A 14920-nucleotide genomic window follows, 5' to 3' on the forward strand; every position below is an offset into this window, starting at 1 on the left:
AGAAACAGACTTAGTGATGAAGCTTCGCTAAGTCTGTTTTTAAAAGAGAGAGGTCAAGAGAATGGAAATTACTACGAAAAAATTGGATGCGTACATTGAGGTCCTTCAACCAGAAATCAACGAATACATCAATCGGTTAGATAAGGAAAAAGTTGTTGAGGCATGTAAAATCATTTCTGAATCAAAAAGAAACCACGGACGAGTTCATATTACAGGTGTAGGAAAACCAAGTCATGTAGCAGAATATATTGCAGCATTGAATTCTTCAGTAGGAACACCTACGTATTATTTGGATACAACAGAAGCAATTCATGGATCAGCTGGGCAGGTTGTTCCTGGAGATGTTGTTATCGCGATCTCCAATAGCGGTCAGACGGAAGAGCTGAAGCGAACGGTTGAATCATTAAAACGATTGGATGCAAAAATTATCGGCGTTAGTGGTGGCGAGAATTCTTGGTTAAAAACGCACTCTACAGTATTTTTGTTAGCCGGCGTTAAGCAAGAAGGAGACGATTTGAACAAACCACCAAGAATCTCGATTTTAGCTGAAATTATTGTTTTGCAATGTTTGTCTATCTTATTGCAACAGGAAGAGCAATTGGATTTAGATAAATATTATCAGTGGCATCCCGGCGGGGCGTTGGGGGCATCTATTAAAGAGTTGAAAGAAGTGGACTCAAAATGAAAATAAAAGGGATTATCACAGCGATGGTCACGCCATTGTCAGAAAATGGAATCAATGAAAAAGCAACGCGAAAATTGGTGAACAAATTGATAGACAGTGGCATCCACGGGCTATTTATTTTAGGCACCAATGGAGAATTTTATGCCTTGAGTGAGGAAGAAAAGCTCGAGTTAGTGAAAATAGTGGTGGATGAGGTTGATGGTCGAGTGCCGGTATTTGCAGGTTCTGGAGGGATTTCGACAGAAGCAGTGATCAAATTGACCAATCAATTTGCAGCACTTGGAGTAGACGCCGTATCTGTCATAACGCCTTATTTGATCAAAGTAAGTGATGACGAATTAATTCAGCACTATAAAAAAATCGCCGAGAATACGAACCTGCCGATCATTCTCTATAATATTCCAGCCAATACAAAAATTTCAATCAGTGAAGCTGTCTTCAAAGAGTTGATAAAAATACCTGAAATCATCGGAATAAAGGACAGCAGCGGTCAAATCGATACAGTCAAAATGTATTTAACGTTGAATGAACGAGATGATTTTTCAGTTTTAGTTGGGTCAGATTCCTTAATTCTTACGGCTCTGAAAGCAGGAGTAGATGGTGCTGTTGCTGCAACCTCAAACGTTCTAACAAAAACAGATCTAGGAATTTATCACGCGTTTCAAAATAATGAGCTCGAAAAAGCAAAAATTCTACAAGAAAGTATTAATGATTTTCGTAGAATTCTAAAATTAGCTACAGTTCCGAGTGTTTTGAAATACAGTCTGGAGGTAACAGGAATACCTGTAGGAAGTCCTAAACGTCCAGTTTGCGATGTGCCGGTAACATTTGACTCCGAGATTCGAACTACACTGGCCCAATACAAAGAAATAGAAGGGATGAACGATTTATCATGAAAAAAATAGCGACACTAACGAGAATCAATGAAGAAAAATTGATGGCGATCATTCGGGTAGAGACGATCGAGCGAGCCGAAGAAATTGTTGATGGATGCCTCGAAGGAGGGGTTTCATGCTTAGAAATCAGCTACACGAATCAAAACGCCGGAACCATTATTGAACAGCTAAAGGACCGCTACCAAGAAAAAGTAGTCATTGGTGCGGGAACAGTACTTGACAGTGAGACAGCTCGTCACGCAATATTGAAAGGTGCGGAATTTATTATAGCACCAAACTTCAGCCATGCGGTCGCGAAACTGTGTAATCGATACCAGATTCCATATATGCCGGGTTGCACATCCATGACGGAAATTGTCGAAGCGCTTGAAGCTGGAGCAGATATGGTCAAAGCCTTTCCTACATCCTCCTTTGTCGGTCCCAAAGTAGTAGCCACGATCAAAACACCGATGCCCTATGTTCCTGTGCTCTCCTCAGGTGGCGTAACCACAGAAAATGTTGCGGAGTGGCTGCATTCAGGGGTAGATTGTATGGGTGTAGGAACCCTATTGTCTAAAGGAAGTAAAACAGAAATAGCAGAGAATGCTCGTTTATTGCGGGAAAAGGTAACTGAAAGTTTGAACTAAGCAAGAACAGGAGGAAACGAGATGCAAAAAGTTGATCAACGAACACGTCAGATTTTACTCAAGCTGATTGAAAAACCGATTATCTCTTCTAAAAATTTATCCACCCATTTGAAGCTGACGAAAGTTCAAATTGATTATGTCATTACGAAAGTGAATGAATTGTTAGCTGAAGAAACGCTTCCTCCTGTTTGGTTTGATGGAAACTATTTTCACTTATCCGATGACAGTCGTCTATTTTTAGTTGAATTTTTCTCGAATGATCAGATTTATCGTCAATATGAGATGGATATTGACGAACGAAAAAAATACATTTACCTCATGCTTTTTTATCATACTGATGAGTATCTGTCAGTAAATCACTTTTTAGAGGTGCTAGATATAGGGAAGACGACCTTCATAAACGATCTGAAAAAAGTAGAAAAAGAATTGGAATCTATCTCGATCCAAATAAACTATGATCGTAAGAATGGGTATACTTTGTCAGGAGACGAGTCCCTTCTGCGGTATCATCTTATGAAACTAGTGCTGGAAGATTTACGCTCGGATAATGGTAGCTTCTTGTGGGACTACTTTCTATTTAACGAAAGCTCAATTGAAAAAGAACAAACCTTTCGCCAGATTTCTGATGAGCTCGATCGCTACTCGATTTCATTAGTTGAAAACCGCCTTCTTGAATTTAGTTATATGCTGATTTTTTTGTTGCCCCGTCTAAACAAAGAATGGGCAGAATTTTATGACAACTATAGCTTTCAAACTTTTTATCAAATGAAAGAATATGCTTTCTCTGTGAGTTTATTAAAAAAATTTTCAATCGAGAATAAGTACGCTGTCTTGTATATTTGTGGTTGGATGCTGGGAATGGCGATTGGAGATGCATCGGAAAAGACACCAGATTACTCCATCATCAATGAACTTGTTGAACGCATCTTTGATCGATTTGAACAATTGTCTGGTATTCGCTTTAAGGAGAAAAGTAACGTAAGAAAGCAGCTGTACAGCCATTTTCGGCCCGCTTATTATCGCCTGTTTTTCCATCTGCCAATTATCAATCCATTAAACAAGAAAATTATTCAAGAATATCCTGACTTGTTTCAGATCGTTAGAGAAACGATGAAACCAATCGAAAATTTATTTGGTACACGGATTCCAGATGAAGAGATATCTTTTTTAACTATCCATTTCGCTTCATTGATCAATGACAACGATGAGTATCAGGTAAAACGAAAGGTTGGAATCATTGTATGCCCGAATGGCATTGGCAGCTCTGCTATTATTTACAATGAATTAAAAAATTTATTTCCTGAAATGATTTTTATAGGACCCATAGAAACCAATGAAATTTATAAAAAGAAGCAAGACTATGATATGATTTTTACTACGGTTCCAAATATACGTCTGTTCTCATTAAAAAAACCGGTTTATACGGTCAATCCTATCATGTCCATCGATGAGAAATATAGTTTGGTTCAAGAAATTCAAAATAGTACAAGAAATCTATCAAGTGATTATCAATTTGAGGAGCTTATGAGCATCATAAGCAAGTATACGAAGATAGAAGACGAAGCTGTGCTGAGAAAGGAACTTGTTCGACATTTAAGACAGCCGAAAATCAATCACGCAAAACACAAATTGAATGAGAAATCAGAAATAACAGATTTACGGTTATCTGATATTCTTTCACCAGATTACATACAGTTAGGACTTGCAACGAATAGTTGGGAAGAAGCATTTTATGTTGCTGCCACTCCATTGATCGAAGCAGACATCGTTAGTCGTCGGTACATTGATAAAATCATTCAGACGACTTATGAAGAAGGACCCTATATGGTGATTTCTGATCATGTCGCTTTGCCTCACGCTCGACCAGAGGACGGAGTAAAAAAAGTGGGGTTAGGAATAACGGTGTTAAAAAAACCAATAAAAATATTAGGCCTGACACCGATGAAATATATCTTTACATTGGCTGCTGTGGACAATAAAAAACACTTATCAGCGTTAGCTGAACTTGTTTCATTGATTGATCAGCCCGAATTTTTCAAAATGCTTGATCACGCTTCTTCAAGTAACGATGCATACCAATGGATTAAAAAATATATTTACCCATAGTCTTAAAAAGCAGCTTTCAACACAGGTACCAGTATAAAATTTATTTTAACTAATTTGTTTATAAAATGGCTTTTTTTATAATAACCCCTCTCACCTAAAATCAAATATTTCCCAATTTTTTCAGAGTTTAGTATGATTGTTTTACAATTAGGGGGGAAAGTTATGAAGAGAAAGTCAGAGCTATGGGGGAAACTGATCATAAGCTGGATCATTGTCATTGTTTTGTTATTTATAATTCCTGCGATCATTCCCAAGAGCTTGCCAGTTGCTGGCAAATTGGTGATTCAAAATACGATCATGCTGATTGCTACGTATCTTTTAGGAAAATATTTGTTGAAAATTCGTCCGAAGTTCTTTTCTGGCAAACGATTTTTATCACAGATCATCGTAGTGATTCCTGTTCTTTTATATTTAGCGGTCATGGTATTTGGGACAATGGTCAATCTGTCTAAGAGTCATGGAAATGTGGCGTCGATCGTTCTTAGTTCCGCGATTTTGGGGCTGTTTGCTGCATTATTTGAAGAACTTTATTTCCGAGTGGTCATGCAAACAACGATTTTTCGTTCTTATACGGGCAGTCAAGCGATCTACATGTCTGTGATCGTAACCAGTGTCCTGTTTTCTTTGAGTCATTTGATCGTGAACTATTCACCGGGAGATGTTTCCGGCGTATTGATGCAGACGGTCTCTACCTTCGGCTCAGGATTATACATGGGCGCGTTGTTTTTACGAACAAGAAACATCATCTGGCCGTTATTGCTTCATGGCGTCAATGATTTCACGAGTATCGCTGCGTCTGGCGGCAGCATCGCACCAACGAGTTCCACCGGCGGCGGAGGTATACTGGTGCAACTGTTAACGACCGTCGTATTTATCTTAGTGGCGTTATTTATTTTACGAAAAAGCAAGCACGCAGAGATCCTTGATCAGTTCAGTGAGAACGCGGGCTAATAGGGAAGGCGATAGTCTCAGAGACTGTCGCTTTTTTGTTGTTTAAAAACGTTAATGAAGCTTTTACTTGTTCACTTTATTGCAAGCGATTTCTTTGTTTTATTCGAGGGATTTTTGCATAATAGAAGAAAATTTAAATAGGGAGGTTAAGAAAAATGTCAACGATGGTATTTGCCAATTACCCAGTGAAAGATGTCCAGGCCTCAACGGAATTTTATACGAAATTAGGGTTCACAAAAGTAGAGGAAATGTCGAATGAGAATTCCAGTTCTATGCGATGGGACGACAATTTTTGGATCATGCTGTTGAGCCATGAGTTTTACGGGCTGTTCCTTAAAAACAAAGAAATTGCGGATGTCAGAAGCCAAAGCGGTGCATTGACTGCGTTTTCTGTTGAAAGTCCTGAAGTGGTGAAAAAGATCGCGGATGCAGCGAAAGCGAACGGCGGCGATTATTTTGCGGTAGACATGGGAATCCCAGAAGATCAAATGTTTAGTCTAGAGATCACGGATCTCGATGGCAACCAGTTTGAACCTGTTTGGATGGAGATGTAAGGGCACCGTTAAAGTCACGGCTTTTTAGGAGGTCGTGACTTTTTTCGCATAGGCACACGAGTGAATACCTAGTAAAAATGAGAAGGAAGAATCACTACCGCTTCTTTTTAAAAGAGAAATTATGAGAAACAAAATTTCAATTTTGCAAATCGTCGTTTTATTGGTTGAAATGCCTTATTTTTTTTACTTTATTCGGCGAAACGATAAAAATACGAGTGTTTTGTTACCCTTTTTTTTATTTATTTACTATGATGCTAGCAATGAAAGAATGAATGAACGATTAGACAGGATCGAAAAAAGGGATGGATACATGTAATGGAACGAAAAGATTTTTTTGAAAGCTTATTTGATCGGAAGACCTTTTACCAGCGTCGCATGCTGTTATTACTGAATTCGACGAACGGTCGGTGGGTGTCCAGCGAATGGCTTGGGGATCAATTGGGACTGAGTAAGCGTACGACCTTAAATACGATCAATGATCTGGCGAATCAAGTCGCAAGGTTTCGGCCGGATCAATTCACATTTGAACTCTCGAAAAGTCGAGGGGTCTCGTTGAATGTAGAAAATGACGCAGATATTTATGAATTGATCACATTCATAGTGAAGCAATGCGCAACAGTCGGTATGCTGGAGTCGCTGCTGACGGAGGAATTCGAGAGCGTCAAAAGTTACGCGATGCGTCACTTCATCAGTGAGTCGACCGTTCGCAGAGATTTGAACAAGATCCAAGAACTGTTGGCAAATTATTCCATAGAAATTGGTCGGGAGCGTGCGAAGCTGCTGGGGGAAGAACATCAGATCCGTATGTTTATGGGAATCTTTTATTGGAGCGTCTACCGAGGAAGTTCTTGGCCCTTCAAGTATGTCGATGAACGCCTGATGGAAACGTTCGTGGAGGATTTGCTCAACAACGAAGCAACTGTTTATTCGAAGATTCCGCTGGGGCATAAGAAACAGATGGCGTATCTATTTGCGGAAGCGACGATCCGCACGCGAAAAGGAAACTTTGTTCAGATTACCCCAGCATTTGCGAAGCCGCTGAAGCAAAGCTTTTTATATCCTTGTTTTGAAAGAAGAATCGGAGAGCTTCACGGAATCGTCAATGACAAGCATTCAGAGATTCCGTTCTTTTTTGCCGCATGGCTGGTGCTCCCGGAAACGATGGACATTTTAAAAAAGGAGATTTTGGACCGTTCATTGGCGAAACTGGCAGATGAAAAAGGACCGATCTATTTAGCCACTGATCTCATGATGACACGCTTTCAAGAGGTCTTTCGTCCGATCGAGGAAAAGGAACAGGTTCGATTTCGAGCTTATGTCACGGGAAGTCATTATTTTGCCTACTATTTTAAAGGCTTCAACACGGATGTTACGGGCAACACGTTTCGGCATACTTTTTTTAAACGGTACCCGAAGCTCGTTGCGAAGACGAGGCGTTTTATCACGGATCTCTATAGGGAATCCCGCAACCCCATTTTTTTAGAAGTGGATTATTTGCTGATTAGTTATTTGAGAAATATCTTCTTTTTAGACGAGCCTTGCCAGTATGAAGTGCCGATCCATGTCATGATCGAAAGTGACATGTCCGGTCTTTTAATGGAAAAATTCATCCAGCAAATCAATGGCTATTTTAGCTACCTCTACAATTTAAAATTCCATGACGTGTTCGACTGTCACGAGCTGCCGGTGGATGTTCTGCTGACGACGGGCAACATGGCAGAACTCTGCAGGGTCTATCCTGAAGCGGAAACAGTCGTCGTTTCTAAAGCGTTGTCTATCGTGGATATGTCTCGGATCAATGACGTGTTAGAGGGAGTTTCGGTTAAGAAATACAGGAGTGATTGTTGAAATTTCCAAAAATGATTCTGAAAAAGCGCGTTTTTTGAAAATAACAGGTGCAATTATTTGTTATAACAGTCAATGGCGCTATTTATCAAAAAGTAAGGGAGTTAAAGAAGATGACAAACAAAAAACGGGTAGATAAATGGGTCTATGGATTTATGACCTTTTTGATCTTATTAAATTCATTGACGCCTTTAACGTCGTTGGCTGAAGAAAGAGAATCTCCTTCGCTGAAGCTGGAGAATGTTTCCAAAGGTCAATCAGAGACTCAATTGGAGCTGACGCTTCAAACAACGGAGACAACAGATAAAATACCTGTGAAGATCCGCTCGTCACAAGCAATTATTGATCACGCGGAACTTGAACAGAATGGGCAGACGACTGCACTGACTGTTGAAAATGCTCAGCAGATCGAGATACCAACTGCGGCAAGCGGAAAAGGTATTGTGCACTTGTCGTTGAAGCAAGAGCGTTTGAAGGACCTTCAGCAAGTGGACTTCAGTTACCAGGAGCAGACAGTCAGCTATCAATTTCCAAAAACAGACACAAGTACGTCCGCCACTTCAACGAGTGCTTCAAGCGACGCACCTGAAGCCAGCAGTGCAGACGACTCAAGCACAAGCAGCAAAACGCCTCCTGCAACTACGACCACGTCAACAAGCGAGACGGCGCAAAGTACACAGCCGTCTGCTTCATCTGAACCAAAAAAATCAGATAAAAAAGCCGCCAAAGCAGAAGACGGAACGGACATTCGGACGTATTTTCCTGGAGGAAGCGGGACAATTTTGACAGGGTCAAACCTTGTTTATCTTGACGATGATGGAAATATCATCGAGCCGCCGGTGCCAGCGAACACGCATGTGCGGATTTATTATGCTTGGAGTATTCCAGAGGAGGTTCGCAGCCAGATCAAAGCGGGGGACTATTTTGATTTCAAGCTGCCGGAAGAGCTGCGTCCGTCAAAACCTCTCAATGGGGAATTGAAAAATGCGGATGGCGAAGTGTATGCCACCTATACCGTTGATCAGGACGGCAATGTTCGCTTTACCTTTACGGAGGAAGTCGAAAATCAAAGCGATATTAATGGAAGCTTTTATTTTGATGCACAGTTTAACCAAGAGCACATCGATGGACCGGGAGACATCACGATTCATTATCCTGTGGAGGATGATATTCCGCCAGTCGATGTAGAAATTCGTCCAGATACAGAAACTTCGATCGATAAGAAAGGGCATTTTGATCGTACCCCCAATCCTAACAACGTGGAATGGACCGTCGATGTCAATCAGTCGATGGAGCATTTAACAGATCCGAACGTTACAGAAAACTGGCCTGAGGGGATCAATTACAAATCGGTCAAGGTCTACGAACTGGTCATGAATCTAGACGGGACGGTAAAGGAAGTCGGTCGTGAGCTAAATCCGAGTGACTATACCGTAGATGCAAATGGGAATGTTACAGTCAAAGGCGATACGAACAAAGCCTATCGACTCGTGTATCAAACCGCGATTGATGACTCAGCCAAGCCGGAAAACGGCGGCAAAGTCAGCTTTACGAATCACGCGACCTTGTCGGATAAAAACGACCCTGATGGGATCGACGCGAAGGCTACAGTGACGACAAATTACGGCAAACCCGTGGAAAAAAGTATGACGGGCTACGACCCTAATGGACAAACCTTCAATTGGGAGATCAAGTACAACTACGGAGAGAAGCATCTTTCTAAAGATCAAGCGACGATCACAGATACCATCAGTAAGAACATGGACTTGGTGGACGGCTCCGTGAAACTTTACCCGATCACTTTTGATGCGCAGGGACATGAGACAAAGGGCCCACCGTTAGAAGAAGGAAAAGACTACGAATTGGTTCCAAATCCCGATGGTCACGGCTTTAAAATAAACTTTTTGCACGACATCGACCAAGCGATCATCATGGATTATCAAACAAAGGTCAATGGTATCGTCACAGATCCGACCCAAGTGGATAACAGTGTTGCTACTGGGACGGGAGACACAGGCAGTGATTCAGGGACAGCTCAGCAACAAAACGTCATTAAAAATTTGACAGATGTGGATTACGCGACACGTAAAGCGGGCTGGCAGATTGCTATCAATAAAAATCATTATTACATGGAAAACTTGGAGCTGACAGACACGTATTCACCGACTCCAGGATTAACGATGTCCATGAAGGCAGATGGAAAAACGCCCGATCTTGAAATTCGCGACGTGACTGGCAATAAAGTGTTGGAACCTGGCAAAGACTATACGCTTGAATTGACCAAAAATGCGGCAGGTGAAGAGACCGGCTTCAAGATCGTCTTTCTTAACCCGTACAATCCGACAAGTTCTGAATTTGTGATCAATTATCACACAGATTTTGATGTGTCATTGTTGGACCCCAACAACCCAGACAAGGACCGCTTTAAAAACAATATGGCGGCTGATTGGAAAGACAAGTCTGGAAATGACCATCATTCAGATGGCAGTCACGACTTTAAGCCCAATGATCCTTATCAATTGAACGCGCAAAAAAGCGGGCAATACAACGCACAAACGAAAGAGATCACTTGGACGATCGCTGTTAATTTAAGCGGGAACCCTTTAAAAGAAGCGCAATTAGTCGATCAGATCCTTAAAAATCAGGCGTATGTGGCAGGTTCAGTGAACGTGTATGAGGCAGAAGTCAAAAAGGATGGATCGGTAGAAAAGAAACAACCGGAAACCTCTGTTAATCAGGACATGAAGACACTCGATGAACCTAGTGAGAAAAACGATCAAACCTTAACGATCGATTTTCCAGAAAACGTGGCGACGACCTATTTGATCGAGTTTAAAACCTCCGTCGCCGGAAAAATCATCGAAGGCTCGAATAAGTATGACAATGTTGCGCAGTATGAAAACGATCATGATGAGCGAGATGTGACTGGAGAAGTCAGCGTAAAAAATGGCGGAAAGTATGTTCAAAAGTCTGGTGAGCAGGATAGCAAGAACCCCGATTACGTTGACTGGAAAGCCGTGATCAATCCTTCGCAGTCAACATTGAGTGATGTGGTGATCAAAGACGAACCCACGGAAAATCAAGTCATTGACCAATCGTCAATCAAGCTTTACGAAACAACCGTTGCCATTGATGGAACGGTCACGCCAAACTATGACAAGCCACTGACCTTGAATGAAGATTATCAGGTGGCGCTGACAACGGACAATCTGACAGGCAAGCAGGTGTTGACGATCACGATGCTTCATAAGATCGACACCGCCTATCAATTGGAATACAAGAGCTACATCACCTCAAGTGCCAGCGGCAGCAAGGACACCGTCTCAAATAAAATAACTGTCACTGGAGACAATGAACAGACGATCTCTGGTGGAGACGGGGAAGACGTGACGGTCGAGGTGGACCACAGCGGCGGCTCTGCGAATGGGAAAAAAGGCAAGCTGACGATCCAGAAAACAGAAGCCGATGAGAAAACAAAACTGACTGGGGCGAAATTCCAGTTATGGAACACAACCAAAACGCAAATGCTGCGTGAAGGCGAAGTCGACAGTAATGGACAATTGACATTCGGCAGTCTGCCTTATGGTGAATACTTGTTGATCGAGACGCACGCACCAGAAGGCTTCACGATTTCAGATGAGCTCATCGACGGCCGCAGAATCACGATCAATGAAAAAACATCTGCAGAAAATGCAGCGCCATTAACGATTCCCAATGAGCGGTACAAGGTGATCCTGCAAAAAACAGACGCGGATGGACAGCCGATCAAGCTGGGAAATGGCATCACGGCAGGTGCACGTTTTAAACTAGAGCGATTAGATCCATTGGCGCCAAACGGTTCTTTATGGGACCCGGTAGCCTTAAACCCAGATCGTACGAATAGTGACGGGGTTCTCGAAATCGACAGCCTGCCGCTAGGATTTTATCGGATGACAGAGATCGAAGCACCTACTGGGTATATGATCAACACCGCGCCGAAATACTTCCTAGTGTATCGCAACAGTCAGCAGCAGGTGCCGCTGAATAAATTTGATTATCCAAACTATCAAGGCAGTGCCGAATTGATCAAAAAAGACAGTGAAGGCAATCCTTTAGCAGGTGCCGAATTTGATGTGATCGACAGCAAGGGAAAAAAAGTCAATCAGCAGCCGTTGGTTTCACAAGCGGATGGGAAAGTGACAGCGACAGGCTTAGCACCAGGAGATTACAAGTTTGTCGAAACCAAAGCACCTTCAGGATATATCCTCAATTCCACCGAGGTACCCTTTACCATCGCCTCTGGTGCTCAAGACAAACCGAAAACCGTGACCACACAGCCAGATGGCAGCCCATTAGAGCTAACAAATGAGAAGGGTGCTGTCGAATTTGTGAAGAAAGACAACGCTGGCCGTTCGTTGGCAGGTGCCGAGTTTGATCTATTAGACTCAAAAGGCGACAATGTCAATCAGACACCGCTCACCTCGGACGAGCAAGGGAAGGTCCACGTGGATCATTTAGCGCCCGGCGCATACACATTTGTGGAAACGAAGGCGCCTGAAGGGTATGTATTGAATGAGAAAAAATTAAGCTTCACGATCGATGAGGCCCATAAAGGGAAGGTCCCAGTCATCGAATTATCAGATTTCATCAATTACAAGGGCGGTTTCCAACTCGTCAAACGCAATACAGATGGCGACGGCTTAGCAGGCGCCGAGTTTACTCTTTATGACAAAGATAAAAAACCACTAAACAAAACAGCCGTCAGCGATAAAAACGGGAAAGTGACCTTCAAGGATTTAGCGCCCGGCAGTTATTATTATCAAGAAACCAAAGCGCCAACTGTGACAGAAGGTTCTGATTATGTCATCAATCCGGCGTTGATTCAAGTGACGGTCACTGATCGTGCATACGGTGAACCGGAGATTCAACAAGAAGGCGACTTCCAAAATTTCCGTGGACGAGCACAGATCACGAAAGTCGGAGAAGGCGGATCGATCGCTGGTGCGGAATTTGAACTGTATCACATCGTCAACGGCGACCAAAAGCTTGTGCGGACGATCACTGTACCAGAAAATGGTCTTTTGAATATCTCAGGGTTAGGTGCAGGAGAGTATCTCGTCAAAGAAGTAAAACCAGCACCGGGATACATTCTGAATCAGCAGCCGATCTACTTTGTCGTCAAGGAAAATGCGGATCAAGACCCGAACATCGACAACCTTGATTTCAAGAATTACGAATCAGGGGTCATCGGACGTAAAGTCGACGATCAGAAAAAGGCGCTGAAGGACGCAGCCTATCAAGTCTATCGGGCCAACGATCAAAATCAGCCGCAAGGAGATCCGCTTTCTGTGAAGGATCGCGAAGGCGCCGAGTATCCTGACAACACGATTTCTTCAGACGAAAAAGGGGAGATTTACTTCCAAGGCTTAAGTCAAGGACATTACGTGATCGTTGAGACCAAAGCGCCTAAAGGCTACATTTTGGATACAACGCCGCATCCTTTCGATATAACTGGACAATTAGGAAAACCTGATAAAGTCAATTTGGGCGATTTCGTAAACGAAAAGGGCTCTGTCTCATTGACTAAAAAGAACGACCATGGACAGGTTCTTGCGGGGGCCGAATTTGAAATTCAAGACAATAAAGGAAAAACACAAACGGTCTTGAACGAAGCAGGAAAAGAAACAGAAAAGCTTGTTTCTAACAAAGACGGAAAGGTCGTTGCGAAAGGATTGGTTCCTGGCAGCTACCAGCTCGTTGAAACGAAAGCACCAGAAAATTACGTGCTCAATGAAGCAAAAATCACCTTTACTGTTCCGACAAAAACGCAAGGCAAGCCAAAAACGATCACTTTAGCAGACGTTATCAATTATCAGGGTTCAGTCAAATTACAAAAGGTTTCTTCATCTAATGCTGCTCTAACAGGTGCTGTTTTCACACTGCATCACGACAATGGCAAACAAGTCGGAGAATACACCTCTAACAAACAGGGGCAACTCTCAGTAGACCGCTTGGCGCCGGGAGCCTATTACTTTACGGAGAAAAAGGCCCCCACTGGGTATGCCCTCAGCAAGGAGAAACGCCGATTTACTATTGCCTCTTCAGAAAAAAACAAACCGGCAACCATAGATTTAGGAAAATTTGTAAACACAGAATCGCCGAAAGCACCCGACGTTCCCAAATCATCCAATAAACCAACGACCTCCGAAACAGCAAGCGGAAGTTATCCGAAGACAAATGACACACGAAATCCGTGGCTTCTTGTCGCAGGTGTGGGAATCGTGTTGATCGCGGGGATTCTATATTACAGAAAACGAAAGCATTAATAAGAACGACCTAGAGCAGTGACAGGGCTTTAGGTCGTTTTCCTATTGCGAAAAAAATGAAAGCGCTATATTCTTGATGGAAGGAGTAAGTAAATGCGAGAGGGTGAGTAAATGAAAAAGAGGATCTTTTTTGACTTGGACGGGACCTTGTGTCGCGGCTACGGTTTGGAGCTAGAAACAGAAATAATCGAGGCCTTTGAGCACTTGCGAGAAACGGATGTCCAGCCGGTCATCGCGACAGGGCGCAGCTATTATGAAGTCAAACCTATTTTGCAGGCATTGCAGGTCAACGATTATATTTTATCAGATGGGTGTTACGCTTTTTTTAATGGAAAGGAGATCGTGAACGAGACGTTTTCTTCGTCTGAAATTGAAGCGATTCTCACGGTCGCGGCTGAAATGGGTGTCGCCGCCGGTTATTTTAACCAGCAAGGGTATGCTGTCACAGAAATGACAGGAGAAGTAAGCGAACATGGCGCTCTTCTAGGTCAGAAAAATGTTCCGATCGCTCCAACGTTTTATCAAACGCAGCCTGTCAATTTTATGAACCTGTATCTGGACAGTAAAAAAGAAGATCAAGTGACGAGAAAACTAGAGAAGATAGCTGATCGCATTCGCTTCTCACCTTTAGCGGTCAGCCTTTTGCCAAAAAATAGTTCTAAGGGGACGGCGATCAAGAGAGTCTTGGATCACTGCGCCACCTCAGAATCAGTGACCTATGCCTTTGGAGATAACGACAATGACCTGACGATGTTCCAATTAGTGGATCATAGCGTCGCCGTGAAGCAAGCGACGGAGGGTTTAAAACAACAAGCAACCTACATTGCGAAATCTGAGCAGGGCGTGATCGAAGGTCTGAAGCACTATCATTTGCTTCCTTAAAGATACTAAAGTGTGAGAAGGGAATGAGACTTTAGGCGGATGCCCTTATATTAAGAATTCGTTAAGCTGA

The 14920-nt window shown here is 42.7% G+C and carries 10 protein-coding genes; all 10 read left to right on the forward strand.

The features are described from left to right. Nucleotides 1-61: 61 nt before the first annotated feature. The 10 genes from IGI66_RS15460 (at nt 62) to IGI66_RS15505 (ending at nt 14850) form a co-directional block, all read left to right on the forward strand. Entirely contained in the window at nt 62-685 is a 624-nt protein-coding gene (locus tag IGI66_RS15460) for an SIS domain-containing protein (protein ID WP_010779216.1), read from the forward strand. Next, nucleotides 682-1581 (forward strand): 4-hydroxy-tetrahydrodipicolinate synthase, encoded by a 900-nt coding sequence (dapA, locus tag IGI66_RS15465; RefSeq protein WP_086304935.1) that lies wholly within the window; start codon nt 682-684, stop codon nt 1579-1581. Before IGI66_RS15460 ends, dapA begins: the two co-directional genes overlap by 4 nt. Next, nucleotides 1578-2207 carry a bifunctional 2-keto-4-hydroxyglutarate aldolase/2-keto-3-deoxy-6-phosphogluconate aldolase gene (locus IGI66_RS15470; RefSeq protein WP_316406468.1) on the forward strand — a complete coding sequence of 210 codons (630 nt, stop codon included), beginning with the start codon at nt 1578-1580 and terminating at the stop codon, nt 2205-2207. The genes dapA and IGI66_RS15470 overlap by 4 nt, the downstream gene beginning before the upstream one ends. A 21-nt stretch (nt 2208-2228) precedes the next feature. Beyond that, nucleotides 2229-4313: a BglG family transcription antiterminator gene (locus IGI66_RS15475; RefSeq protein WP_010779219.1), complete on the forward strand. Its 2085-nt coding sequence runs from the start codon at nt 2229-2231 to the stop codon at nt 4311-4313. A gap of 162 nt (nt 4314-4475) precedes the next feature. Continuing rightward, complete coding sequence (locus IGI66_RS15480) at nt 4476-5264, forward strand: lysostaphin resistance A-like protein (protein WP_438849498.1); 789 nt, start codon at nt 4476-4478, stop codon at nt 5262-5264. Nucleotides 5265-5419: 155 nt separating this feature from the next. After that, nucleotides 5420-5818 (forward strand): VOC family protein, encoded by a 399-nt coding sequence (locus tag IGI66_RS15485; protein WP_010779221.1) that lies wholly within the window; start codon nt 5420-5422, stop codon nt 5816-5818. A 315-nt stretch (nt 5819-6133) separates the two neighbouring features. Continuing rightward, entirely contained in the window at nt 6134-7666 is a 1533-nt protein-coding gene (locus tag IGI66_RS15490; protein ID WP_438849499.1) for a helix-turn-helix domain-containing protein, read from the forward strand. Beyond that, nucleotides 7656-7802 (forward strand): hypothetical protein, encoded by a 147-nt coding sequence (locus tag IGI66_RS15495; RefSeq protein WP_162787373.1) that lies wholly within the window; start codon nt 7656-7658, stop codon nt 7800-7802. Before IGI66_RS15490 ends, IGI66_RS15495 begins: the two co-directional genes overlap by 11 nt. Beyond that, on the forward strand, nt 7777-13968 hold the full coding sequence (locus IGI66_RS15500) for a SpaA isopeptide-forming pilin-related protein (RefSeq protein ID WP_438849500.1): 6192 nt from the start codon (nt 7777-7779) through the stop codon (nt 13966-13968). Before IGI66_RS15495 ends, IGI66_RS15500 begins: the two co-directional genes overlap by 26 nt. A 111-nt stretch (nt 13969-14079) precedes the next feature. Then, a complete protein-coding gene (locus tag IGI66_RS15505) occupies nt 14080-14850 on the forward strand; it encodes a Cof-type HAD-IIB family hydrolase (RefSeq protein WP_438849501.1) in 771 nt (256 codons plus the stop codon). The last annotated feature ends 70 nt before the right edge of the window (nt 14851-14920 follow it).

Source organism: Enterococcus sp. AZ048 (assembly GCF_051715125.1).
In the GTDB taxonomy this organism is placed as follows: Bacteria; Bacillota; Bacilli; order Lactobacillales; family Enterococcaceae; genus Enterococcus_A; species Enterococcus_A gilvus.